Origin of the sequence: Arthrobacter sp. 754, from assembly GCF_040548695.1 — a bacterium.
Classification (GTDB): Bacteria; Actinomycetota; Actinomycetes; order Actinomycetales; family Micrococcaceae; genus Arthrobacter.
Map to the genome: position 1 here is coordinate 394,937 of NZ_JBEPSC010000003.1, position 26,192 is coordinate 421,128.

Consider the following 26,192-nt stretch of genomic DNA (forward strand, 5'->3'; position numbering starts at 1 on the left):
GATCAGCATCCTCGTGCGATCAGCACCAACGGTCAGTCCAGAAAGCACTGCACTAACAACGCGCTGCATAATGATCTTCGGAATCGACGAACGAATCCCATGCCTGACGAACCTGCCACAAAGAACCGCAGAAGACCGCCGACTTGCAGCCCACGCACGGGAAATCATGCGTATGCGAAGCGAACTCACCAAGATCGGCAGTCATCTCATCGGGACTGTCCGATTTTCGGTGGATCCACGGTTGGCATTTAGTTGATTCTTCCGTCGAAGCTGATGGCGAAGGCGTTGAGCGCCGGCTTCCATCGTGTGGCCCATCGTGCCCTGCCTTTGCCTGTGGGGTCTAGTGCCCTGGTGGCGAGATAGAGGCATTTCAGGGCCGCCTGCTCAGTGGGAAAATGGCCTCTGGCCCTGACCGCGCGCCGGTAGCGGGCGTTGACGGATTCGATGGCGTTGGTGCTGCAGATGACCCGCCGGATTTCGACGTCGTAGTCCAAGAACGGCACAAACTCGCTCCAGGCGGTCTCCCACAGCCGGGTGATCGCGGGGTATTGCTTGCCCCACTTGCCGAGAACTCGACGAAGCGTTCCTTCGCTGCGGCCTCGGAGGATGCCGTGTAGACCGGGCGAAGATCACGGGACATTTCGTCCCAGTACTGCCTGGCCGCGTAGCGGAAGGTGTTGCGGATCAGGTGCACGATGCAGGTCTGAACGACGGCCTGCTCCCAGGCAGTGTTGATGGCCTCGGGCAGGCCCTTGAGCCCGTCGCAGACGGTGATGCAGACGTCCTCGACGCCGCGGTTCTTGATTTCGGTCAGCACTGAAAGCCAGAACTTGGCCCCTTCGCCGCCGTCCCCGGCCCACAACCCGAGGATGTCGCGTTCGCCGTTAACACGGACACCAATTGCGACGTAGACCGGCCGGTTCGTCACCTGCCCGTCACGGACCTTGACGTGAATCGCGTCGATGAACATCACCGGGTAGACCCGGCGGTTTCCAGCCATCGTTGCGAATTAAGTGGTTTGGAGCTGGCGTTTCCATCGTGCCATGAGTTGGTACGGGGTGCGGTCATTTAGGCATTCCCGTGGCCGGTCGTTTAGTTCGATGCTGACTTCCCGTAGCCGTTCATCGGTGATCAGGCCCAGATCGGTGCCCTTAGGAAAGTACTGGCGCAGCAGGCCGTTCGTGTTCTCATTCGTCCCGCGTTGCCACGGGGAATGCGGATCGGCGAAGTAGATACGAAGTCCCGTCTCCCGCTCTATTCGTTCATGGTGGAACATCTCGTTGCCCTGATCCCAAGTCAGCGTCCCCCTGAGAGCTTTTGGAAGGATCGCAAACGCCTGGATGAGAGCATCACCGACGATCTGGGCTGTCCGCCCACCCCGGATCGGGACGAGGACTGTGAGCCTGGACTTGCGTTCGACGAGCGTGGCAATGGCCGAACGCTGACCGGAGCCAATGATGAGATCGCCTTCCCAGTGCCCTATGCGGGTGCGAGTCTCGACGACTGCAGGGCGTTGGCTAATCGGCTTCATGTTGGTGGACTGCTTCAACGCCCCTTCACGGGTCCTGCCGCGTCCACGTTTATGGCGGTACGTCCGGCCTGTGCGAAGTGTGAGGCTGTCCTGCGCGGCGATGAGGCCACGGTAGACGGCTTCGTAGATGGTCTCGGCGCAGACATGCCAGGACCTGCGTTTGGACCAGCGGCGCCTGAGCCAGCGACTGATCTGCGCGGGTGACCAATGCTTATCAAGCTTCCCGGCCACGACGTCCCGGAGCGCCTTATCCAGAGCGAGGCGGCGTTCTCTAGTCCTTAGCCTACGTTGATGGGCTTGGCCATGGGCGTACCAGGGTTGGTAGCGGCCATTTGGCTTGCGGTTGCGCGAAATCTCCCGGTAGACGCTCTGATAGCTTTTCCCGATCCGAGCGGCGATTGCTTTCACTGACTCGCCGGCGGCGAGGCCATCTGCAATTTCGATCCGGTCATCCTGGGTCAGGTATCGGCGGCTGATCGGCCTGTCTACAAAGTCCACGCTGCCAGCGTCGATGAACCACAGCGAGCCGCAGCTCAGCGACACGCCGACCTGTGATGAGGCAGCAGAGCCACTGAGCCCTTGCCGGATCAGCTCGAAATACCGACGCTTGACTTCAGGCGACATCTTGTTCGGGGCGTACCTGGGCATTGGAATCCCTCACGATCAGGATTCGCAACGACCGTTAGACACTGCCCCCGGTCCAGGGGCCGGTCCTGCCACTCTGTCATCTCCCCGATGACCTTCTCCGTGATGCGCGAAATGGTGTCCTTGGAGACCGTGGCGCCGAACACCTCCGCGAAGTGGGCCGCGATTTCCCCGGTTGTGAGCCCCCGTAGCGCTCAACGACAAAACGATCTCATCAACACCGGTCAGCCGACGCTGCCGCTTCCGCACGATCTGCGGATCGAATGTGGAGCCGGTGTCCCGCGGCACATCGATCTCCACGGGCCCGATCTCGGTCAGCACGGTTTTCGTTCGGGTACCGTTGCGGGAGTTCCCGCTCCCGCGCCCGGACACATCGTGCTTTTCGTATCCGAGGTGTTCGTCAATTTCCGCCTCCAACGCGGTCTCCAAGACGTTCTTCGTGAGCCGGTTCAACAGCCCATCCGGGCCGACGAGGTCGATGCCCTGCGCCCTGGCCTGGGCCAGGAGCTGCCGCGCTAACTCTTGCTGATCCACATCAGTCGCCATGGAATCCATGGTGTCGCCCATGATCAGTCCTCCCCGCCAGGCAACGCCCGGCGCGTCAGGCCAACCCTGGATCCACCGTTATTCAGACACTCCCATCCGGGAATAGCGTGAGTAACGACCGCCTTTGGGGGCCAAGCAGCAAAATAGGGCGTCTTGAGGGCACTTCCGGCGTCTCGCAGTTCCTCCCAGTCCGGCAGCTCGCCGGTGACGTGGAGGCGCTTGCCGCGGATGGTGGAGGTGGCCTGCTTCAGGTTCTTCCTCAGCTGGGTATTGCCGACTCCCGGCGGGCGGCCGAGGCTCCTGTACTTCCACTCCCGTGGGTTAACGCCGGTAGTGGATATTTCGTCGTTCTGGTCTCAGCCGGCACATCCTGGTTTGCCTTTGCGTGTTAGCCATTCTGGGATGTCGTCGTAGCCGACCAGCCGGTAAGGGGAGGGCGAGACGAGAACGCGCGGGACTGGTTTTGGATCAGGCGAGTTAGTGAACTCCGGCGCCCAGGCAGGCGCGCGAGCTGGTTGGATCGGGCATCGAAGTGGGAAAAGAGCGTGTGGACAATGTCCACAATTTAGGGCTTGGACCGTGCCGTACGGCGTTCGGACCGGGCCGGATTCCGCATGTTTCCGGGAGTTCCCAGTGTTTGCAGGGGTTGGAATGCAGTTCGAGTCCCACCTCGGGCACGCATTCCCCCTCGTCAGAGGGGGTTTTGCTTTTAATGTGTGTACATTGACCCTCCGCGGGTCCCTCTGACTGTGGCCGCGGCCTGTGGCTGGCGCCGCGGTGGCCTGTGAAGTTGTGTGGGTGGCGGGTTCAGGGTCCTGGCTGGTGGGCCCTCCGCCTGCTGTGATGTGGGGGCTATTCGCACTCTTTCTGACTTGTTCCGGTGGCCGGTGTTGGCCATCACTTACCCATGGCTACGGATTGTGTGGACGACATGACCTGGGGGAGATCTCTTGAAGAGTTTTCGCTGCTTCCCGTCTCCTTAACGCAGATCGGTGGCGCGGGAATGTGATCGGTTGTCCGGCTAAAGGGGGGTGTGGACATTGTCTACACCCTGTACACGTGTGGCCATTGGGCCTTCTCGGCCGCTCATCCCATTTTGGATGACTTTCATTCATGCTCCGCGCCGGCCTATCAGAGACATGACCAGCCGAGACGAGGGAAATCTCCCTGTAAGTCTTTTAGTCACTGGCAGGCTTACCTATGGGTAATGAAACGTGTCAAGCTGTTCAATTACAGTGGACCCATGAAGACACTCCGAGTTGTTGTGCCGACCCCGCTGTCCGAGGAACTGTGCCAGCTTATTGAGCGGACCGAGCCCAGGTTGGAGGTTGTCCGGGACCAGGCCTTACTACCCGTGCAACGCTACCCCGGCGACCACCGTGGCGATGAAACCTTCACGCGCACCCCGGAAGAGCAGTCCCGGTTCGAGAACCTGATCGACTCGGCAGATGCGCTGTATGGCGTGCCGGATCAGTCGTCGTCGCAGCTCAGGCGCACGGTTGAGGCGAACCGGCGGCTGCTGTGGGTCCACACGACGCCTGCCGGAGGCGGCGGCCAGGTGCGGGCTGCGGGCCTGGGCCAGGAGCAACTGGAGCGAATTGCCTTCACGACCTCTGGCGGCGTCCACGCGGAGCCGCTGGCAGAGTTTGCGCTGTTGGGAGTCCTGGCCGGGATGAAGGAGCTCTCCAGGCTTCAGAACGATCAAAGGAACCGGACTTGGGGAGAGCGCCGCACGCTCAGACAGCTGTCGTCGGTCACCGTCCTTGTGGTGGGCCTCGGGGGCATCGGCAGGGCCGTAGCCGGAAAGCTGACCGCCCTGGGCGCGCGTGTCATCGGTGCCCACCGTAGGCAGGTAGAGGTGCCGGGCGTGGAAAGGATCTTCGCCATGGAAGAACTTGCTCAAGCAGTCGCCGGGGCGGATGCCATCGTCGTCTGCCTTCCAAGCACGACGGCGACACACCAGGTTCTGAGCCGTACGGTCCTGGAAAGCGTCAAGCCGGGAGCCACGCTGATCAACGTGGGCCGGGGGGCAACGGTGGATGAGGCCGCCCTCGTCGGAGCCCTGGCAGAGGGCAGGATCGGATTTGCCGCCCTCGATGTCTTCGACGCCGAGCCGCTTCCGGCGGACAGCCGGCTGTGGGGAATGCCGAACGTCCTCATCAGCCCGCACGCCGCCGCAATCAACGACGACGAGGAACGGCTCATCGCCGAGCTGTTCGCCGCGAATGCGACCCGGTTCCTCGACGGCGAACCGCTGCTGAACCGCGTCAACACCGTCGAGTTCTACTAAGCCATGGCTGCCAGGGTGGGGATCCGGGAAGTCGCAGCGCTCGCGCAGGTTGCGCAAGGCACTGTTTCGCATTTCATCAACCACCCGGACAAGGTGTCCCAGGAAAAGCGTGAGCGCATCCAGCGGGCCATCGACGAACTGGGTTTCGTGCGCAACGACGCCGCCTCGCAGTTGCGCCGTGGCAGCAGTGCAACCATCGCGTACATTGCGCCGGACATCAGCAACCCCTTCTTTGCCACCATCGCCGAGGGTGTGGAGCAGCGTGCCGCAGCCGACGGCCTTTCGGTCTTCCTGGCCAACTCAAACAGAAGCCGGGAGCGGGAGGACGCCTATCTGGAAATGTTCCAGGCCCACCGCGTCCGCGGCCTCCTGGTGGCATCGCATGGCCCCATCGAGGACCGGCTGGCCCACATCCGCCGGCTCGGCACGCCGAGCGTCCTCGTGGGGCAGCGGGCCCTGGCCAGCGAACAGCCGTCCGTGTCGGTGGACGACGAGTTGGGCGGATACCTGGCCGGGAGGCACCTCATCGAGCAGTCTGCCAGGCGCATCGCATTCGTGGGAGGGCCCTTGGGAGTGCCGCAGATCTCCGACCGGATCGAGGGCGCCAGCCGCGCAGTGCGCGAGTGCGTTGATGCCACTCTTGAGGTCATCAACGTGCGCAGCCGCACGCTTGCGGTAGGCCGTGAAGTGGCAGCGGAGATCGCCAGGCGGTCCCCGGAGCGCAGGCCCGAGGCAATTTTCGCTGCCAACGACCTCCTTGCTCTGGGCCTGATGCACGGACTGGTGGTGGACAACGGGCTTCGCATACCGGCCGACGTCCTCCTCGTCGGGTACGACGACATCGAGTTCGCCGAAGCCTCGGTAATCCCCCTGACATCGGTCCGGGCACCCCACGAGGAGTTCGGCATAGCCGCCGTTGACCTCCTGCAGGCGGCCATCTCCCAGGACACCGAATCGGCCAGGCAGATCGTCTTCAAGCCGAAACTGATGGTCCGGCCCTCCACTCTGGCCTAAGGTTCGGGGACCGCCGACGTAGTGCCTCCGGCCGGTCCAGCTGGCTACCGTGGGGACGTTTCCTGGTCCTCCAGGGGAACGCGATCGACGGCGGCCGCCGCACCTTCGAAGAGATGCTTACCGCTCCCGATCTCCACGGGGCCGCGCCCGGGAAGCTGCACGGTCGCCGTCGCACCCGTGGGCACGGTGACGTCCACGCGCAGGGTCCCGCCTTCGATCTTCCAGGAGATGGCCGCCCGGCCATACGGCGTCTCATGTTCCGCGGAAGCGTGGGTGAGCCCGCCACCCGGCTGTGGCCGGAAAACGACGTGCCGGTAGCCCGGCGCTCCCGGCGCCAGGCCGGCCACCACGCGGTGGAGCCAGTCGGCCACGGCTCCCAGGGCGTAGTGGTTGAACGAGGTCATCTTGCCGGGGTTCACCGTGCCATCAGGCAGCATGCTGTCCCAGCGTTCCCAGATCGTGGTGCCGCCCTGCATCACGGCGTAGAGCCAGGAGGGCGCCTCTTCCTCCAAAAGAAGGCTGTATGCCGAGTCCGAATGTCCGGTCACTGTGAGGGCATCGGAGACCAGCGGCGTACCCACAAAACCAGTGGCAATGCGGTGCCCGGCCGCCTCGACGAGTTCGGCGAGGCGGCGGCCTGCGGCGGCTATCCCGGCGTCCGGCAGCAGGTCGAACCCGATGGCCAGTGAATAAGCTGTCTGGGCGTCGCTGGTCATCCGTCCGTCGGGGCCCACATAGGCGCCCCTGAAGGCGCGGCGGATGTCGGCGGCGAGCCGGGTGAACCGTTCCTCGTCTTCACGCCGGCCCAGCACCCCTGCCATCCGCGCCATGCGGTCCGCAGAACGGGCGAAATATGCTGTTGCGACGAGGTAGCGGTCGGTACGGGCATCAGCCGGGTCATGCGGCGGGGCGGACGGATCGAGCCAGTCTCCCAGCTGGAATCCCTCATTCCAGAGCCGGTCCGGACCAGCGAGCCGCTCTACCAGTTCCACCCAGCATTTCGCGCTCTTGTACTGCGCTTCCAGGACACCGCGATCACCGAAGCGCTCGTACAGAGTCCAGGGCGTGAACGTCGCGACATCGCCCCACGCAGCACCGGGGCGGATGGGAGTCCACATCGTGTGCGCAGGGATGACGGGGACGTACCAGGGCACCGTTCCGTCGGGAAGCTGCTCCGCCGCCACATCCTTCAGCCAGCTTGAGAGCATGCCGGAGACGTCGTAGAGGTACGAGGCGGTGGGTGCGAAGACCTGAATATCGCCGGTCCACCCGACGCGCTCATCCCGCTGCGGGCAGTCGGTAGGGATGTCCACGAAGTTGCCCCGCATGCTCCAGACCACGTTCTCGTGAAGCCGGTTGACGCGCGGGTTCGAGGTCACGAACCAGCCTGTTCGCTCGAGGTCCGTGTGATAGACGCGGGCCACGACGTCGCCGCGGGCAACGGCAGCGTCGAGGTCACCGGGCCATCCGCTGACCTCGGCATACCGGAATCCGTGGAAGGTGAACCGCGGCTCCCACTCCTCCACCGGTCGGCCGGCCATGACGTATTCGTCGGTGGACTTCGCGCTGCGCAGCGGCCGGGTATAGATCTCGCCGTCCTGCAGTACCTCTGAGGTGCGGATGAGGACTTTGTTGCCCGACTCGCCGGAGACCCGGATGCGGAGCCGGCCCACCAGGTTTTGGCCAAAATCGAGGACCTTCTTGCCGCCCGGAGTGGTCAACACCGCCACCGGGGCTACTTCCTGCGTGCACCTGACAGGGGGCCCCTCCGGAGCTATCAGCGTGCCGGGATGGCGGTGTGCTGCGACAACATGGTGCCAGCCGGTGTCGTCGAACCCCGGCCGGGACCAGCCGTCGAGCTCAAGCCGTGCGTCGTACAGTTCACCGTCGTAGTTCCCGCTGCGCACGATGGGACCCGACGCCGCGCGCCAGGAGCCATCCGTGGCGACGACGTCCACCGAGCCGTCGCGGTACCGGATTTCAAGTTGGGCAAGCAGCGACAGATCCGTGCCGTAAAGATTCTGGAATCCGCCGTACCAGCCCAGCCGCCCCCGGTACCAGCCATCCCCCAGCCAAGACCCGATGACGTTAGCCCCGGAAGACAGGTGCCCGGTGACGTCGTAGGTGTAGTACCGGAGCCGGTGGTTGTAGGTGGTCCAGCCGGGCGACATCGCGTCGTCGCCTACGCGCTGGCCGTTGATTTCGACTTCGTACAGCCCGTGGGCGGTGACGTAGAGACGGGCGGAGGCGACGTCGTTGCGGACGTCGAACTCGCGCCGCAGCAGCGGTGGACGCCGTTCGTCCGACGCCGGGTCCTCCTCCCAACCGGCGCCGATGGCCATGGCCGTCCAGTCGCCCGGCTCCAACAGCCCCGCCTCGACGGTGCCCGGTTCGCTCCACCCTGAGCGGGTGCCGTCGGCGCCGGTGACGCGGATCCTGACGCTTGCCTGCTCGCGCGAATTGAGCGGCAGGGAGGGCCACGGCTGCAGGACTGAATCGGTGGAGCCAAGGGATGGTGAGGTGTAAGCGTGAGACCCGCGATCCACCCGTACTTCGTAGGAGGCCTGCGTCCAGCCGGCCACCGCCTGGGTTTTCCAGGAGAGCCTCGGCGCGGCAACGCCCGTGCCGAGGGCGTCGCGGTGGTGTTCGAACGTTGGTGCACCAACGGTGATGCTCATGAATTCTCCTGATGGGTGGGGCCTCTCGGCCCGTGTCCGGGAAGTGCGGAAGCTGGGAGGTGGGGAATGCGTGCAGTATGCTGCCTATCATGTCCTGGTTCTTGACACGTTTCAATAGTTTCTCACGCATCCCCTTGTTCCGGGGGATTAGCTGTTGATACGGGTCAATGACGCCTTCACCATATTCCGGAGCGCTCTGCGCCCACCTGAAAGGACCACTCAATGACGCACCCCTGCTACGCGGTGCTTGAGGTAGTACTGACCGGGCCGGACGAACCCCTTCCAGCCGATCGTGTGCCGTTCTGGGCCGTCTTTGAGCACGAGTCCGGAGACGTCAACAACGTGCCCGGATTCTGGGACGGCGGCAACCGCTACCTGGCGCGTTTCGCCCCCGAGCGGGAAGGAAACTGGACCTGGCGCACACGTTCGGAGGCCGCCGGACTTTCCGGAATGACGGGCACTGCCACCGTAACGGCGCCGGCACCTGCGGAGCACGGGCCGGTCAGGGTGGCCGCAACGTTCCACTTCGCCCACGCAGACGGCACACCGTTCCGCCCGGTCGGGGCCACCGTGTACAACTGGCTGCACCAGCCCGAGGAACGATTCGCGGCCACGGTCGACTCACTGGCCGCTTCCGGTTTCAATAAACTGCGCTTTATGGTCTTTCCGCAGGCGGGCGGCTATGTGGAGCATTTCCCTGATTTGCTGCCGTTTGAGCGCAGCGCCGACGGCCGCCACGACGTGACCCGCCCGGTGGTGGCTTTCTTCCGTCGCCTGGATGCCGCCGTCGTCCTTCTGCAGGCCCGGGGTATCCAGGCCGATTTGCTGATCTACAACGCCTATGACAACGGCCACTTCGGACTCGACGGACTGACCGAAGCCGAGGATGCCGTGTACCTGCGCTACCTCGTCGCGCGGCTGTCCGCCTACTCCAACGTGTGGTGGTCGCTGTGCAACGAGTTCGACATCCTGGACCGCCCCAACGCGAGATGGGATGCGGCCGGGGAACTCCTTGCTGACGCGGATCCCCATGAGCATCTGCGGTCGATCCATAACTGGATGCGCTTCTACGACTACAACCAGCCGTGGGTCACGCATGCTTCGCTCCAACTCGGACAGGCGACCGCGGACTTCGGGCGCGCTTCGCTGTTCCGGGACGCGTACCGCAAACCGGTCTTGCTTGACGAGATCAAGTACGAGGGCGACGTTCCCGAACGGTGGGGGCACCTCACGGCCCGGGAACTGGTGCACCAGTTCTGGATCACCACCGTGTCGGGATGCTATGCCTCCCATGGAGAGAGCTTCGTGCTCGACGACGGCAGCCTCCACATCGTTGAGGGCGGCCTTTTGCGCGGGGAGAGCCCGGAGCGGCTCGGGTTTCTGCGCCGGTTGCTGGACGAGGTGGATGGAGACGGCCTGGATCCCATTGACAACTGGTGGGATGCGGCGTTCGTGGCCGGTATCCCACGGCGAGAGTACTACCTGTATCTTGGTCGGACAGCTCCAGCGTCGTGGACGTTTCGGCTGCCGAACACAGGCATAGGGATCCAGCTGGAGGTAGGTGACCGCTTCGAGGTTGACGTGATCGATACGTGGAACATGACCATAAAGCCGGCGGGCCGGACGTTCGAGCTGACGGAAGTCCAGCGAAATGACACGTTCGCCTCAGACGCGGAACCGGTCCAGCTGCCGGAAGGCGAGGCGCTCGCGCTGCGCATCCGCCGGGTCCCGCAACCTGCCGTCGCGGGCTGAAAGGGACAACAGATGCGCCGATATTGGGAAGATTTCACCCCGGGGTCCGGTCGCCGCGATGCCCGCGCGGATACGATCAGTGACACACGCCGCTTGAGCCTGAACGGAAGCTGGCGGTTCAAGCTGTCGCCGACGGCGGCGGGCACCGGTGACGGATTTATCAAGCCGGGGTTCGACGACAACGGCTGGGATACCATCGGCGTTCCGTCCCACTGGGTCCTGGAACCGGTCACACCCCTTGCCGGCGGACCCGCCCGGTCGCTGCGCGGCACGGACGAGGGCCCGCTTTACACCAATACCGCACTGCCCATGCCGCTGGACCCGCCCAGGGTCCCCACCGAAAACCCCACCGGCGACTACCGGCTGGTCTTCGACCTGGCCGAGGACTGGGGCCGGGCCGTTCTGCGGTTCCAGGGAGTGGACTCATGCGCAAAGGCCTGGCTGAATGGCCAGGAGCTAGGCTTTTCCACGGGAAGCCGGTTGCCCTTCGAATTCGACGCCCCCGTGGTTCCGGGCAAGAACGTGCTTGCGGTGCGTGTGCACCGCTGGTCATCGGGCACCTACCTGGAGGATCAGGACATGTGGTGGCTGCCCGGCATCTTCCGGGACGTCGAGCTCATCGAACGACCTCCGGTCGGTGCGATCGACGACTACTTTGTCCACGCCGGCTTCGACCACCTGACCGGACAGGGGACCCTCCGGGTGGACGCCTCATGCCCTGCCCGTGTGGAGGTCCCGGAGTTGGGCATCAATATTGATGCCGGCAAAGCAACCACGGTGCCGGTGCAGCCGTGGAGTGCCGAATCACCGCGGCTGTACCGGGGGACGCTAACCTCTGAGGGCGAGACAGTTGAGCTGAGCATCGGATTCCGCACGGTCGAGATTATTAACGGCGTGCTGCTGGTCAACGGCAGGCGCGTTTTCTTCCGGGGAGTGAACCGCCACGAACACCATCCGGACACCGGGCGGACGCTCGACCGGGAAACGATGGTCCGCGACATCGTCCTGATGAAGCGGCACAACATCAACGCGGTACGCACCAGCCACTATCCGCCCCATCCCGACTTCATCCGGCTCTGCGACGAGTACGGCCTCTGGGTGGTGGAGGAGTCCGATCTGGAGACCCACGGTTTCATTTACGCCGGCTGGGAGGGCAACCCGCCGGCTGATCCCCGCTGGCTGCCCGCAATGCTCGACCGTACGCGCCGCATGGTGGAGCGGGATAAAAACAGCCCCAGCGTGGTGGCCTGGTCCCTGGCGAATGAGAGCTGGGTGGGAGGGAATTTCGATGCCGTGGAGACCTGGATCCGGCACCGCGACCCGTCGCGTCCCATCCACTACGAACGCGACCCCAGCTACCGTAACTCGGATTTCGCATCCCTGATGTACCCGTCGCTGGAGCTGCTGGCACAGATAGGCCGGCGCGAGGATCCCCGTCCTGCGGGAATCGACGACGACGACGACGCGCGCCGGCGCTCACTGCCGTTCCTGCTGTGTGAGTACGCCCATGCGATGGGCAACGGCCCCGGCTCACTGCTGGACTACCACCGCATCCTGAAGGCACACGAGCGGTTCTGTGGCGGCTTTGTGTGGGAGTGGATCGATCACGGCTTCACACACCGGGACGCCGCTGGCCACGAATTCATCATGCACGGCGCGGACGTTGATTATCGCCCGAACGGGGGCCGCTACTGCCTGGACGGGCTGGTCTTTTCGGACCGGACACCGTCGACGGGCCTTGGCGAGCTGAAGAAAGTGCTCCAGCCTGTGGAGATCTCCGTCGGTGAGACGATCGGGATCCGAAACGACCACGATGCCATCGGGCTCGACCATCTCACGTTCACGTGGCGCCTCGAACTGGATGGCCTACCGCGCGGCACCGGCATCCTGGACGTCCCGGCCGTCGCCGCGGGGGAGACAGTCACTGTGCAGTGCCCGGTCGCCCCCGGTGACGAACCTGGCGAGTGGTGGCTCACGGTCGAGGCTGCACTGGCGGACACCACCGCGTGGGCTCCTTCCGGGCACGTCGTGGCATGGGCGCAGGCGGCGTTGGCTGTCCGTCCTCGACCGCGTGCCGCGGGCCGGCCACGGTACACGGGGGTGGGCAGACAGCCCCAGGCCTCCTGCGGCGAGCTACGGCTGGGTGAGGCAGTCTTCGATGCGTTGTCCGGCAAGCTCACACGGCTCGGACGGCTGGAGTTCGACGGCCCGCAGCTCGACGTGTATCGTGCACCCACCGAGAATGACCGCGGGCAGGGCAGCAACAACAACCTCGCAGCCGTATGGGCCGCGGTAGGCCTGGACCGGATGCGGCACCGTACGGACCTCATCGAGTCCGATGGCGAACGCGTCCGCGTCGCGGGCAGATGCGCCGCAGCAACGCACCCGCACGCGATCGAGTACGTCTTCGATTGGAGCGCCGATGGAACGGGACTTCGACTGGAGGTTTCCGTAGAATTCACGGGGCCCTGGGCAGACACGCCGTACCAGCACCGGCACATCGTCCTGCCGAGGCTGGGGCTGCGGCTGGGGATGCCGGGTGCCTACCGCGACGCTAAGTGGTTCGGACGTGGCCCCGGGGAGTCATACAGTGACTCGCGGGAGGCGGCCGCCGTCGGGACCTACTCATCCAGCATCGACGCCCTGCAAGTCAGCTATCCCGTGCCCCAGGAAAACGGCAACCATGTTGACACCCGGTGGCTGGAGATATCAGCGACGGGTCTGCCGACGCTGCGTGTTGGCGGTGAACCCGCTTTCGACTTCACGGCACGGCGCTGGACCAGCGAGACCCTTGAAGGGGCCCGGCATCCCCACGATCTTGCAGATTCCGGCAAGGTGTGGGTGAACATCGACCAGGCGCAGCTCGGGCTGGGGTCCGCGGCATGCGGTCCTACTCTGCCCGAGCGATACCAGATTCCACAGGAAGGGAGCTTGTGGAGCGTCCGGTTTCAGGCCTGAAGCCCGAGTCGACGCGCGGGCTGCGGCCTGACCTGTAAGCAACTTCAGGCGACCGGTGAAACGCCCGGCGCTGCACGGAGGGTTCGGATTAGCTCAAACAGGTCAACCGGACCTACCTGGCCGCCCTTGAGCAGCATTTCCGAGCCGTCCAGCCATGCGACCGGAGATGCGACCCTGCAGAGGACCACGTTGCCGGTAGGGTTGGCCGCAATCGACAGGGAGCCCGCGCCGAGCTGCCGGAGCACGTGGCTTGAGGTGTCCCCGCCGCAGACAATCACCCGGTGGTCGCCGCTCCTGCGCAAGGCGGCTTCAATGACCGCCGACAAACGGGACGACAACGTTTCCACCAGGGTGCCGTCGAAGTTGGGGCCTGCTGCGTCACCGGTGGTGACCACCACGCTCCTGCCCGCCGACAATTCCTGAACGACGCGATCAGTCAGCGGGACGTCATCCTCAACGGATAAAGCAAGGACGGTCCAACCCTTATTCCGGGCATCCTCGATCTGCCGCAACGTCTGGCGCGATTGCGAACCCGAAACTGCCAGCACAGGCCCGTCAGGGTTCAACGCAAACACTGCCTGCTCCCGCGTAGCGATATCACGGTCGAGGGCGGCGGCCAGGCCACGACTGAAGCCGCCGGAGCCAATGACAAATTGGGGCTCGTTCGATACTGAGTTGGCTGCGACGGCTGCGGAGACCATTTCAATGTGCTGGTCCGTCATAGCGTCCAAAACGGTGGCTGCCTCAGTCCGCTGTCGCAGCTTCATTGCTACGCTCTGCCGATCCGTGTACTCAGTGAGGTGCAGGTTGCCGATGAGCAGGGGAGTCTGAAGCGACAGGTGCTGGGCGAGGTCGGACTCGCGCATAGGCGTCACCGGATGCTCCGACATCGTCGGCTGCCGGTCAAGGCGGTAGATCTGGCCCGCCTCCGCGGCGAAGTGATGCCCGAACGCTGTGTAGCGGCCGAAGTCAGGCTGCGCGAAAAGGGTGGGTATTGTGGTCCGGCCGAACACTTCCTGGGCGACTTCGATCACGCGCCCAAGGCTTCCCGCGGTTGGTGAGGAGTCGGCCGTGGAACAGGCCTTGTACTGAACAATCTGTGGCCCGAGCGACCTTAAAGCCTCAAACGCAGGCCGCACTTCGGAATCCATTCGGTCTGTTGGGAGCGAACGCGCCACCCCCGCCACGCCGACGGCGTCAACTTCCGCCGCGGCTGCCTGCAACTCAGCCTGGCCCGGAAGCCTTAGGAAAAGTCGGCTTGTCCAGCCCGCGCGACTGAGTTGCAGGAGTACGTCCACGCTGCCCGTGAAATCGTCGCCGTAGAAGGCGAGCCGCAGGTCAGCCACGCGGGGCTCCAAATGTTTCTGCGGCGCGGCGGAAATCCGCCGACCCTGCGAGGGCTGTCGCGGTCGCTTCGCCGCGTCTGGCGGAATCCCACGCGGCACGCATACTCCTCACTCCGGCAGCCGGCCCGTCGGGGTGGCCGTGGATGCCGCCGCCCGCGAGAATGAGGAGGTCATCCGTGCCAGTGGCCGCATAGGTCGCGTGGGCAAGGCCCGCCCACTGTCCGGACGATAGCACAGGAACTGTAGGGCTCTGCCCCAGCAAAGGTTCGCGTACCGCCGCAATCGAGTCGAGCACTTCGCTGTCGTTCTCGTAGAACTTGTTACTGATTCCATTTGTGTGGAGATGGTCCACGCCCGAGAGCCGGGCCAACTTCTGCCAGGCACGGAAGGAGAATCCCAGCTGGTCCGACCGGCTGATGGCACCAAACATAGCTCGGTGCCCGTGGATAGGGACCGAGGCATGGCGGCGCAGGAATTCAACGCCGGACAGCCCAATCATGTTGATGCAGGCCATCACACAGGTTCCACCGGCTTCGACGACGAGGTCGTGGTTGGCTTCTAGACGGCCGATGTCGTCGGTGATGTTAAAGGCATACATCGGCATCACACCGGTGCGGTCAGCGTGGCGCTTCAGGACCGGCATAACAGCGCGCACCCGTTCAGCAAGGGGAGCGGACGGGCCGTTGCCCTGCAGTTCATCATCCTTCATGAAGTCGACGCCGGCGCCGGCCAGCTCTGCGACCACCTCGGCAAGCTCTTCGGGGCTCAGGCCGATGCTTGGCTTGATGATCGTCCCTATCATTGCGCCGGAGGGCCGGGACATCAGCCTTCGCGTTCCGGCGAGCCCAAAGGCCGGTCCGGGATAGCGCTCCGCGAAGGCCTCAGGAAGGTCAAGGTCCACAAGTTTGATCCCCGCAAGCTCCTTTATTTCGAACAGATTGCCGGCGACGGCGGCCTGCAGGTTGGGCAGGGACGCGCCGAAGTTGGAAAGAGGGAACCGGAGCCTTACCTGGGCGCGCCGCCGTTTGGCCGGATCACCGACGGCTCCTGGCAGCGGGGACGCGCCTGTCAGCGGTATCTCCGCCAGGTCAACTACCTGCGCGGCGAACCGGGAACGCAACTCGTCGGACTCGCGTGCGACCCTGATGAACGTGCCGGTCGACTGCTCGCCGGCCAGTACTTCTGCCGCGTGCTGGAGATCGAGGGATGTCTCAATGTGATAAGTGGCAACTACGTGTTGCGGTCCCGTTTCCGCCCGATCCGCGCCGGACTTCACCGGGGCTATGCCAGGGGCTATTTTGGAGGCCATTTGTATCACCACGCCAGGGGGAGCCAGACGGACATTTCGGATGCCCCGCGGTTCCCCCAGGTGAAGTAGGGAATCAGCCGCACAGGCGCGGTGATGAGTTCTGCATCGTCGAGTTCGGCGTACAGCCCCGGGCCTCCCACGGCGGGCAGGATCACTGCATCGCACTCGAGCGCCACCACGCGGCGGCCCTCGATGTCCATTCCGACGGGCCTGAAGCGGGTGCCGCGCCGCAGTGCGATCTGTTCCAGCCTGACTTCATCGGGCAGGTCATGACTCTCCAGGCAGTAGACAATCGGGCCGCGTGTCACGGCAACCTGATTGGAGATCTCCTCTGCCAGGCGGTGTCCGCGCATCATCTTGACCGGCATCGGCAACGCCAGCGTGACGCTGTCGCCAGTTTTCCAGTCGCGGTCGATCGTGGCGTACGTTCCGGGAACGACCACCATCGCATTTTCACCATTGACGGTGATTGTGGCGTTTTCGCTCCAGCCGGGGATCCGCAGTTTGAGCGGGATACCGCCGCCCATCGCTGAAGTGACCGTGAATTCGACACGCTCCTCCCACGGCTGCTCGGTCACTTCCCGAAGTCCGATCCCACGGCCATCAAGCTCCACATGAACGTCAGCGCTGCCGTAGAGATGAACCCAAAGGCCCTCAGCGGAGCTGGACATTGCGCGCTCGTGGAGTTGTGCCAATGTACGGGCGATATTCGGCGGGCAGCAGAAGCAGCTCATGTATTTCGTGCGAAGCCGCTTGTCAGAGTCCGGTGGTGCCGGCACCGGCCGTTGGACGGTTTCACCGGGCATCCGTAGTGGGAACGGAAGTTCCCGGACCTGCCGGAGTGGATTGGTATAGAAGTAGCGTGTGCCGTCGAGGCTGATGCTCGCGAGCAGGCTGTTGTACGAGATGCGTTCGATGACGTCGGCATAAGCGGCGTCGCCAGTTAGCGCCAACATCCTTTCGCTCCAGAAGATCATGCCGATGTTGGCGCAGGATTCGTTGTGGGCGGTGGTGTTCGGCAGCTGGAAGGCGCGTCCGTATGCCTGATGGACGCGGCTGATATCGCTTTGGACAGGGTTGCCGTCCGGTGACGCCCCGTCGTATAAGGCTCCGCAGCCGCCGGTGAGGTACAGCTTGGTGTCTACGACGTCCCTCCATAGGTGCTCAAGCACGTCCTTTAGCTCCTGGTCGCCGGTCTCAGCAACCAGGTCTGCCAGCCCGGCGTACAGATAGTTGGCGCGGACGGCATGGCCCGCCACGACTACCTGGTCCCGGACCCGGACACGGTCCTGGTTGTCGTCGCCCCCCTCAAAGTCGTCGCGAAGAGAAACAAACGATTCCGCCAGGCGAAGGTAGCGTTCCTTGCCAGTGGCCCGGAAAAGATCAATCACGGCCATGTAGTGAGAGGGGCAGATCGCGCTGCGCGCGAGCTGGTCGGTGTGGTTGGTGGCCAGGTCTTCAAGGAACTCCGCCGCCCTCTCAGCCGCATTGAGCAGGACCGATCCGCCTGTCACGCGATGGTGGCGGACACCGACGGTAATGAGGTGGCCGAGGTTGTACGTCTCGAAGTTGAAGCGGTCGGACAGCGCCTGGGCCTGCTCGTGATTGCGTTCGGCAATGCGGGTTGGCGTGTGGAGGTAGCCATCCTCGCGCTGCACGGACGCGATTTTCGCTGCGATCTCATTGATGGTTGCCTCCAGCGCGGCGTCCGGGGAAGTCTCCAATAGGCTGATCGCTGCTTCAAGCCATTTGTAAAGGTCCCCGTCGAGGAACGGGGGGCCTTCGTGCCGGCCGTCCGCCTCGCCCGCTGCGATGAGGAAATTCTGCCAGCCCGGGCTTACATCGGGATCGGACAGTGACTGCCACATCCCAGGAACTGTAACCGTACGCGTGCGCTCCAGCTCGTTACCCCAGAAGCCACCCACCCACACGACATTTGCTGCATCAAGTGCAGTGAGCGGCGCATGAAGCCGATGCTGTGTACTGCTTTTCATGGTCTCGTCCTCATCGTCGAACCCTCGTCAGGCTGCTGCCAACAATCATTCTGAGTATTCTCTCAAACTCGAATGAATATTCACAATAGACGAATAATGTGATACGCTCAACACGAACCAGGGGCTGAATAATCTCTCACTCCTGATTGAAAACGCATCGGTCAGAGGTTCGCTGTCACGGAATGGCAGCCGTCAAGGAGGACGTCATGAAAGCAATCCGAAGTCGTCGAGTCATGGTGGCAACGGCCGTCGCACTCGCCCTAACTCCGCTCGCTGCGTGTGGTGGAGCGCCACAACAGGCCGGCAGCACGGGCGGCCCCACGGGCACGGACCCAAGCAGCTTTACTATTCTGACCGCGAATGAGAACAAAGCCCTTCCGGCGACGTTGGATGCCTTGGCCAAGGGTGCCTGCTCGGCAGAAAACGCCGCGCTGCCTATCGAGCACCAGAAAGTGGCGCAGGCTGACGTGGTGCAGAAGCTAACCCTCCTGGCCGGCCAGGGCGCCTTGCCGGCGCACTTTATCGCGGGCACAGCCATGGTCCGGCCGGACGGTGACCTGGGCAAGGGGAATCTCGTGCTGGATTACAAGGCAGCCCTGGAGACGCTGGGCGCGGGGGATCAACTCCTCCCCGCTGCAGCGGCCACAGTTGAAAATGTCTACGGCGGCATGGTCTCCCTCCCGTATCAGTACAACGTCGAGGGCATCTGGTACAACAAGAAGATCTTTGCGGCCAATGGAATTGTGGAGCCCAAGACTTGGGATGAACTGACCGCAGCCAACACCAAACTTTCGGCGGCCGGCGTGATGCCGATGACCCAGGCCGGCGCCGCTGGATGGCCGCTTACGCGCCTTATGGGCATGTACATTTTCCGCAACGCGGGGCCCGATGCGATGAAGGACGTCAGGGACGGCAAGGCCAAATTAACTGATGCCAAGTACGTTGCAGGCGCCCAGGCCCTTGCCGACCTCGCTTCCTCCGGTGCTCTGGGCCAAGGGTTCTCGACCCGGGATGCCGACACCTCCTCGAACCTTTTCCTCACGGGCAAGGCAGCCATGACTTACGACGGCAGCTGGTTACTGAGCTCTATCAACGACCCCAAGAAAAACACGATTGGTGACACCAATATCGGCTTCATGGCTTTCCCGGCAGTCAAGGGCGGCTCTGGCAGCATTGATCAGTTTGCGGCCAATGCGGGTGCCGTCATGGCCATGTCACCCAAGCAGTTCGGGCCGAAGGTCGGCCAGTGGCTTCGTTGCATTTCTGAGAACTATGGCGCCCAGGCGCTGAAGGATTCAGGCACGATCTCCGGTTTCAAAGTCAACGAGGACGTCAAGAACCTCCCCACAATGACTGCCCAGATCCAACAGAAAATCTCTGGGCTCAAGGACCCCGTACTCTGGTTCGAAGCCCTTTTGGACCCGAAGAGTAACTCGCTGGCTTCGTCCAACGTTGGTCTCCTCACCACCGGACAGATGTCCGCCCAGGACTACATGAGCGCCCTTCAGAAGAGTGTTGACGCGGCTCGATGATTCGGTTTCGCCCGGCCGCCCCCTGGGTGGCCGGGCTGCCAGCCGACGAAAGGTATGACATATGAACTCGGTGTTCGGAGACCGAAAGACGATCATCATCCTCCTGGCTCCAGCCCTCCTGCTGTACACCCTGCTGAAGATCGGGCCTGTGGCCTGGTCCCTTGGTCTCTCATTCTTTGAGGGAAACACCCTTCGCGGCTTTAAATTTGTCGGAGTCAACAACTTCACCAAGTTCTTTACGGACGACGCCGCCCTCCAATCCCTCGGGGTCAGCGTATTCTTCGCCCTCGTGGCGACTGCAGGCCAGATCGTTCTGGGGTACCTGTTGGCACTCCTGTACGTGTTCGTCCTGCGCAAAGGCTCGTCCTTGCTCCGAACGATCGTCTTTTTTCCGGCGATCCTGCCAACCGTTGCCGTTGCCCTGTTGTTCCGCAGCTTTGTAGCAGTCGGAGAAAACCAGGGCCCAGTCAACGACCTCATTAACTTCTTCGGCGGCGACAGTGTCGAGTTCCTCGCCACCACATCAGGCACCATGGCCACTGCGCTTGCCATGACGTTGTGGGGCTCCATGGGCTTCTACGCGATATTGCTCTACGCCGGGTTGCTCGACATTCCCGATGAGATTATCGAATCAGCGAAGCTGGATGGTGCAAACGGTCTCAAGCTGGTGCGGCATATCGTTGTGCCCCTCTCGCTTCCTATCCTGCTTTCCTCGATCATCTTCAGCCTGAATGCGACATTGAAGGTCTTTGACAGCCTGCTGGCTCTGAACAACGGCGGTCCTGGTACCTCGACTGCGCCACTGACTCTTTACATGTACCGGACAGCATTCGAATATGCGGAGTACGGCTATGGCAGCACGATTGCTTTGGTGCTGACGCTTCTGTGCCTCACCTTTACCCTCGCGATTTTCCGATCGTCCCAACGTAAAGCGGAGGACTGAGATGACCGTCCAACCTCAGGTTCAAACCCCTCCAGTCACGGCGCTGCTGCCGTCGGAGAAACCGCTGACGAACCGCCGTCGCTCCCGCCACGCTCTCAAGCGACTGCCAGTTTGGATCATTGTCACCATTCTGGTTGTGGTGGTGCTGTACCCGCAGGTCTGGATGATTCTTGGTTCGTTCAAGACTCAGACGGAGTTCCTTTCGAACCCCGCATTGTCACTGCCGGAGACCTGGGTTTTCGACAACTACACCACGGCGCTCAGCAACGGCAACGTGTCCAGAAACTATCTGAACAGCATTCTCGTTACGCTTCCGTCGGTAGCGCTTATCGTGCTGATCGGCGTGGCGGCTGGCTACGCCTTGGAAGTGCTCGTCTGGAGAGGCCGAAAGGGCACGCTCCTCTACATCCTGGCCGGCATTATGGTTCCCGGCCAGATGATCCTCGTGCCCCTGTTCACCGTGTATTTCAAGGCGGGTCTTACGGACTCACTTTGGCCGCTAATCATCACTTACACGGTGATGGGCTTGCCGCTGACCACTTTCCTCATGGCCGCCTACTTCCGGTCGGTCCCTCGTGAAATCTTTGAAGCAGCCACCGTGGATGGGTCCGGGCCCCTGCGCTCCTTCTTCGTGATCGGCTTACCGATGATGCGCAACTCCATCCTGACCATCGGGCTGGTTCAGTTTTTCAGCGTCTGGAATGACCTGCTCATTGCCTTGACTTTCACCACCAGGCCGGACCTGGCAACCATCCAGGTAGGGCTGCTGAGTCTCAGCGACCAATACGGCTCCACGCAGTACGGGCCACTTTTTGCAGCGGTGAGCATCAACATCGTGGTCCTGCTGATTGTGTTTGTATTCCTCAACAAGAAAATAATGGCCGGCATGGCTGCTGGTTCAGTGAAGGGATAGCCAAAGAATGAATGAACATCCGAGGATAGCCCTTCTGCACACCGGAGCGGTGGTTATTGGCCCGTTGATGGACTTGGTGACGCGGGAACTTCCCGGGGTTACCACGATCAACTACCTGGACGACCGCATTGTCGCTGACCTCAGCGACCCCAAGGTGTCGGACTCCGTACCCCGCCGCGTTGCCGCACTCGCGAAGGCCGCAGTGGACGCTGGGGCCGAGGCGATCATGCTGACGTGCTCCTCCATCTCCGAACTCGCCGCGCCGGTCTCCGCTGAGGTGGGCATTCCCATCCTCCGGATTGATGAGGCCATGGCCGAAGAAGCGGTTTCCCGAGGATCCCGGATTACCGTGCTGGCCACCCTCCCGACGACCTGCGGGCCCACCTCCCGACTCATCGCCGAGCGGGGCCGCGCGGCCGGGCTTAGTCCTGACATCCGGAGCATTGTTGTCGAGGGAGCCTTTGCCGCTGTCGTGTCAGGCAACCGGCAGAGCCATGACCGGAAGATTGCGGACGCGATCCGCCGGGCCGCAGAAGATTCGGACGTAGTGGTGCTTGCACAGGCCTCTATGGCGAGTGGGGCCGAAGGCTGCCAGGTGGGGGTGCCGGTGCTGACAAGCCTCGAATCAGGTGTCAAGCGTCTGCGCCAGCTGCATGCTGCCCTTCCCTCTAAGCGGTGAGCTCCGGGCCGGGAAAATCGGTACCAGTCGTGTTGCCACCGACAAGGGCCTGGGCGGTGTGGATGTCCGTTATCAGTACGTTGACCCACCCGCCAGCCAGGGCGCCGCGAATTGGTTCGCGCTTGCGCAGACCGCCGGCAATGCCGATACGGCGGGGGATGGACATGAAGTTATCCACTGGAATCGAGATGGTCCGTGCAGCCAGGTCCCCGGTGACGGCCGTTCCGTCGGCGGTGAAGACGTGGTGACAGATATCGCCGACAGCTCCTTGCTTGAGCAGCCGTTCGAGGTCTTCAGGGGAGAATGCGTTTCCACTTTCGGCGAGCAGGTTGGAAGGTTCAATGCTGCCGATGCCAACTATGGCCATGGTGAGCTCATTCCAACGCCGCGCCACCTCAGTGAGTGCGACCTCTTGGAGGAGGCTATCCCTTATGGCTTGGTCGGCCACCACGCCGGGGGCGGGAACGTAAACGGGTTCCGCGCCGAGCATTCGGGCAAACTCGCCGACGAGGCGCTGGGCCATGTTTTGTACTTCGGGAGTGCCAATGCCGCCGAGAAGCTGAACAACCTCAGTTGCGCCGCCAGCGTTAAACGGCCTCATGCGGTCCACAAGGGCGAGCAGGGTCTGGCTCCAGGAAGAGATTCCGATGCGGTCCCCTCCTCCGAGGGTGGCTTCGAGGTAGCTGCCCGCCGCCGCCCCGAGCGCGGAATGCACAGCCCGTTCGTCGTCGTCGCTCTCTATATCAACGACGACCGCCTCAAGGAGGCGGAATTTCGCTTCCAGCCGCTCCTCAAGATCGGAGTAGACGCCGGGGGAAACCATTACGGTCGTCCTGACGATTCCCTGGGTGACAGCACGCTTCAGCAGCCGGGAAACCTTGGCTTGGGAAATATTCAGTGCCGTCGCGATGTCAGCCTGGCGGATTCCCCGCTCGTGGTACATGCGGGCGACCTTAGTCAGGAGACGGACTTGCCCGTCAACGTGGGCGGCGTTTCGGCCATTTGCCACGGGAGGCTCCGATCAGGGTGGAGGTACTGCCGGACGCCTCCCGCGGATCGCCAAATCAGGGAACGCCTCCATGCAGATTTGTAAAGAGTGTATCAGAATTCGGAAGTGATATTTTATGCAGATTTCGCAGCAACCGGGGACCTCAAACCGCGCCAACGTGGTGGCGGGCGACCGTTCCCTTGCCGCTTCACTCAGCGCGGCCCTCGGCACGGGGACCAGCGTCACGTCGCTGGAGTCCGGCCAACGTCCCACGGCGGGTGCGGAAGTAAGCGTTGAGGTGTTCGATCGCGTAGTTGCCGGCGTCGATGCTTCGCATTTCCTGCTCACACCTACGGCCGTGGTGCGCGTACGCTCGCTCGAGCAAGCTTCAGCCGTGTTCGGTTACGCGCATTCGCACCATCGCTCCGTCACCCTGCGCTCCGGGGGGACCAGTCTGTCCGGACAAGCATCGGGTGATGACCTGTTGGTCGACGTGCGGGGCGCTTTCCGGAACATCCGGCCTGCGGCGGACGGCGGTACCGTTACCGTCCAACCCGGTGCAACCATCCGCCAGGTCAACGCAAGGCTTCTTCGCTATGGCCGGAAGCTTGGGCCGGATCCGGCCAGCGAGATCGCGGCGACTGTAGGCGGCGTGGTGGCCAACAACTCCAGCGGTATGGCGTGCGGCACTGAGCATAACTCCTACAGGACCATCCGCTCACTAAGGTTCGTGTTGCCCGGTGGGACGGTGGTCGATACCTCTCTCCAGGATGCCGACCAGCGGCTAGCCGCCGCTGAACCAGCACTGCACGCTGGCGTGTCACAACTCCGCGACATGATCCACGCGGATGCGGATCTGACGGCGGAAATCCAGCGCCAGTACCAGGGCAAGAACACGATGGGCTACGGACTGAACTCCTTCCTCGACTTCGACACACCGGTGGAGATCCTGGCCCATCTCATGGTCGGCAGCGAGGGGACACTCGGCTTCATTGCCGAGGTGGAATTCCGAACGGTGCCCCTCTCGCCGTGGGCTGCCACCGCGCTCGTCCTTTTTGAGGACCTGGAACACGCCACTCGGATCCTCCCAGTCCTGGTGGAGACGGGTGCGGCGACCATTGAACTGATGGATTCCGCATCGCTGCGGGTCATTCAGAACGATCCTGCTACGGCCGACCTCATCACGCAGCAGGGCGTCGGCTCTCGCTCGGCCCTCCTCATCGAATACCACGGGCGGGATGAGGACGAACTTGGTCGGCGGCTGGCGGCCGCGAGGGATGCCTTTGCCTCCGCCGGAGCGCCTTCGTTTGAGCCGACCACTGATCCAAAGAGACGTGCGCATCTCTGGCATGCAAGGAAGGGTCTGTACGCCGCCATCGCCGGAGCCCGGCGCCCCGGCACCACGGCGCTGTTGGAGGATATTGCGGTGCCGGTCCCACTGCTCGCGGCGACATGTGCCTCCCTTCAACGCCTGTTCGCACGCCACGGGTATGACGACGCCGTGATTTTCGGGCATGCAAAGGACGGCAACATCCACTTCCTTATTACGGAGGATTTCACGGCCGACGGCGCGGTCGAACGCCAACGGGCCTTTACCGAAGACCTGGTCGAGCTGGTACTGAGCGCCGGCGGCACCCTCAAGGCAGAGCACGGCACCGGACGAATCATGGCACCATTCGTCGAACGGCAGTTCGGCCACCGGCTCTACCAAGTGATGCTGGACGTTAAGCGCCTCTGCGATCCTGCCGGAATCCTCAACCCCGGTGTGCTCATCGGCGATGACCCGGAAGCCCATCTCGGGCACTTGAAGCTGACTCCCGTCGTCGAAACCGAAGTGGACCGATGCGTGGAATGCGGCTACTGCGAGCCGGTGTGTCCAAGCAAGGACGTGACAATAACGCCGCGCCAGCGCATTGCTGTCCGCCGTGCAAGGGCGGCGGCGAGTGCGCGGGGTGACGGTGCCCTGGACAATGAACTGGCGCGCGCCGAGTCCTACAATTCAATAGAAACCTGCGCAGTTGATGGGATGTGCCAGACCGCGTGTCCAGTATCGATCAATACGGGCGACCTCGTTCGTCGCTTGCGTGAGCAGGACGCATCGCAGGCAACGCAGGCGGCGGGCCGGGCAACTGCTGCACGATGGGCACCGGTGACGCGGATGGCTGCGGCCGCCCTGACTGCTGCCAAGTGGCTGCCGACGCCCGTCGTACGCGGAGCCAACGACGCTGCCCGTTCTATTCTCGGCACCGACCTGGTGCCCGAGTGGAGCGGAGACCTTCCGGCCGGTGGCACCAAGCGAGCCTGGTTGAGCGAGCCAGTAGCACCCTCCATGCCTGCCCGGGCCGTGTTCTTTGCCTCATGCGTCGGATCGATGTTCGGTCCAGCAAAAGGCAGCATTGGTGCCGGGGAGGCATTCCGCCGGCTGTGCGACCGGGCCGGCATTGGCCTCGTTGTCCCGCCCGATATCGAGGGTCTGTGCTGCGGAACGCCGTGGAAATCCAAAGGCCTTTCCGAGGGGTTTTCTTCCATGGCCGAAAGGACGGTAGCCCGTCTGATCAGTGCATCCGACAGCGGACGACTTCCGATCGTCACTGACAACTCGTCCTGCACCGAGGGCCTGCTGCACGCCTTGGACCAAGTTCGCGGTATCGACGGCGTCTCGGCCCAGTTGCGGGTCATCGACTCCGTGGACTTCGCCGCCGCCGAAGTACTTCCAAATCTTCACGTGCAGAAGCAGGTAGGCCTATTAGTCCTCCATCCCACCTGCGCGAGCACGCGCCTGGGCAGCAACGAAGGATTGCGTGCACTCGCCAACGCTGTCTCCGGGCGGACAGTAATTCCGGATTCCTGGGGGTGTTGCGGTTTTGCCGGTGACAGGGGGATGCTTCACCCGGAACTGACAGCCTCTGCCACCAGCGACGAGGCCGCGGAAGTTATGGCTGGCGGCTACGATGCCTATGCGTCCTGCAACCGGACTTGCGAGATCGGGATGAGCCGTGCCACTGGAAAGGATTATCGGCACATTCTCGAAATCCTCGAGGAACGTACAAGGCCTCAGACGCTGCAGGCCTGAT

General features: G+C 63.3%; 15 protein-coding genes and 2 pseudogenes. 9 read left to right on the plus strand and 8 right to left on the minus strand.

Annotated elements, in window-relative coordinates; genetic code table 11:
* Positions 1-248: 248 nt before the first annotated feature.
* The 3 genes and pseudogenes from ABIA70_RS11270 to ABIA70_RS11280 form a co-directional block, all read right to left on the minus strand.
* Positions 249-985 (minus strand): annotated as a pseudogene (locus ABIA70_RS11270) (IS256 family transposase); the annotation flags it as partial.
* Positions 986-1,009: 24 nt separating this feature from the next.
* Positions 1,010-2,179, minus strand: coding sequence for an IS30 family transposase (locus ABIA70_RS11275; RefSeq protein ID WP_354147647.1), 1,170 nt, complete (start codon positions 2,177-2,179; stop codon positions 1,010-1,012).
* A gap of 47 nt (positions 2,180-2,226) precedes the next feature.
* Positions 2,227-2,722 (minus strand): annotated as a pseudogene (locus tag ABIA70_RS11280) (transposase); the annotation flags it as partial.
* A gap of 1,243 nt (positions 2,723-3,965) precedes the next feature.
* Here ABIA70_RS11280 and ABIA70_RS11285 point away from each other — a divergent pair.
* Both ABIA70_RS11285 and ABIA70_RS11290 read left to right on the plus strand, forming a co-directional pair.
* The gene (locus ABIA70_RS11285; protein ID WP_354147648.1) at positions 3,966-5,012 is read left to right on the plus strand and encodes a D-2-hydroxyacid dehydrogenase; all 1,047 of its coding nucleotides are present in this window, start codon (positions 3,966-3,968) and stop codon (positions 5,010-5,012) included.
* A 3-nt stretch (positions 5,013-5,015) separates the two neighbouring features.
* Positions 5,016-6,026 (plus strand): LacI family DNA-binding transcriptional regulator, encoded by a 1,011-nt coding sequence (locus ABIA70_RS11290; protein ID WP_354147649.1) that lies wholly within the window; start codon positions 5,016-5,018, stop codon positions 6,024-6,026.
* A gap of 44 nt (positions 6,027-6,070) precedes the next feature.
* Here the strand turns inward: ABIA70_RS11290 and ABIA70_RS11295 are convergent, their stop codons facing one another.
* A complete protein-coding gene (locus tag ABIA70_RS11295) occupies positions 6,071-8,704 on the minus strand; it encodes a family 78 glycoside hydrolase catalytic domain (protein ID WP_354147650.1) in 2,634 nt (877 codons plus the stop codon).
* 222 nt (positions 8,705-8,926) lie between these two features.
* Here ABIA70_RS11295 and ABIA70_RS11300 point away from each other — a divergent pair, with 222 nt between their 5' ends.
* Entirely contained in the window at positions 8,927-10,456 is a 1,530-nt protein-coding gene (locus ABIA70_RS11300) for an apiosidase-like domain-containing protein (protein WP_354147651.1), read from the plus strand.
* Positions 10,457-10,549: 93 nt separating this feature from the next.
* Complete coding sequence (locus tag ABIA70_RS11305) at positions 10,550-13,414, plus strand: glycoside hydrolase family 2 TIM barrel-domain containing protein (RefSeq protein ID WP_354147652.1); 2,865 nt, start codon at positions 10,550-10,552, stop codon at positions 13,412-13,414.
* 44 nt (positions 13,415-13,458) lie between these two features.
* Here ABIA70_RS11305 and ABIA70_RS11310 read toward each other — a convergent pair whose 3' ends face one another.
* From ABIA70_RS11310 to ABIA70_RS11320, 3 genes are read right to left on the minus strand one after another with little or no spacing between them, the layout of a single operon-like run.
* Positions 13,459-14,859, minus strand: coding sequence for a four-carbon acid sugar kinase family protein (locus ABIA70_RS11310; protein WP_354147653.1), 1,401 nt, complete (start codon positions 14,857-14,859; stop codon positions 13,459-13,461).
* Complete coding sequence (locus ABIA70_RS11315) at positions 14,753-16,069, minus strand: RuBisCO large subunit C-terminal-like domain-containing protein (protein ID WP_354147654.1); 1,317 nt, start codon at positions 16,067-16,069, stop codon at positions 14,753-14,755. The genes ABIA70_RS11310 and ABIA70_RS11315 overlap by 107 nt, the downstream gene beginning before the upstream one ends.
* Positions 16,070-16,074: 5 nt before the next feature.
* Positions 16,075-18,063 carry a glycoside hydrolase family 127 protein gene (locus ABIA70_RS11320; RefSeq protein WP_354147655.1) on the minus strand — a complete coding sequence of 663 codons (1,989 nt, stop codon included), beginning with the start codon at positions 18,061-18,063 and terminating at the stop codon, positions 16,075-16,077.
* Positions 18,064-18,269: 206 nt separating this feature from the next.
* Between ABIA70_RS11320 and ABIA70_RS11325 the strand changes: the two genes are divergently transcribed.
* The 4 genes from ABIA70_RS11325 to ABIA70_RS11340 all read left to right on the plus strand — a co-directional run bounded on the left by ABIA70_RS11325 (position 18,270) and on the right by ABIA70_RS11340 (position 22,130).
* Complete coding sequence (locus ABIA70_RS11325) at positions 18,270-19,595, plus strand: ABC transporter substrate-binding protein (protein WP_354147656.1); 1,326 nt, start codon at positions 18,270-18,272, stop codon at positions 19,593-19,595.
* 61 nt (positions 19,596-19,656) lie between these two features.
* Positions 19,657-20,538 (plus strand): carbohydrate ABC transporter permease, encoded by an 882-nt coding sequence (locus ABIA70_RS11330; protein WP_354147657.1) that lies wholly within the window; start codon positions 19,657-19,659, stop codon positions 20,536-20,538.
* A gap of 1 nt (position 20,539) precedes the next feature.
* A complete protein-coding gene (locus ABIA70_RS11335) occupies positions 20,540-21,451 on the plus strand; it encodes a carbohydrate ABC transporter permease (protein ID WP_354147658.1) in 912 nt (303 codons plus the stop codon).
* Positions 21,452-21,458: 7 nt separating this feature from the next.
* Positions 21,459-22,130, plus strand: a complete 672-nt coding sequence (locus tag ABIA70_RS11340) for an aspartate/glutamate racemase family protein (RefSeq protein WP_354147659.1) — start codon at positions 21,459-21,461, stop codon at positions 22,128-22,130.
* On the opposite strand, the gene ABIA70_RS11345 is transcribed toward ABIA70_RS11340, so the two are convergent.
* Positions 22,120-23,139 carry a sugar-binding transcriptional regulator gene (locus ABIA70_RS11345; RefSeq protein ID WP_354147660.1) on the minus strand — a complete coding sequence of 340 codons (1,020 nt, stop codon included), beginning with the start codon at positions 23,137-23,139 and terminating at the stop codon, positions 22,120-22,122. The two genes, ABIA70_RS11340 and ABIA70_RS11345, sit on opposite strands and share 11 nt — an antisense overlap.
* A gap of 115 nt (positions 23,140-23,254) precedes the next feature.
* Here ABIA70_RS11345 and ABIA70_RS11350 point away from each other — a divergent pair, with 115 nt between their 5' ends.
* Positions 23,255-26,191 carry an FAD-binding and (Fe-S)-binding domain-containing protein gene (locus ABIA70_RS11350; protein ID WP_354147661.1) on the plus strand — a complete coding sequence of 979 codons (2,937 nt, stop codon included), beginning with the start codon at positions 23,255-23,257 and terminating at the stop codon, positions 26,189-26,191.
* Position 26,192 lies beyond the last annotated feature (1 nt).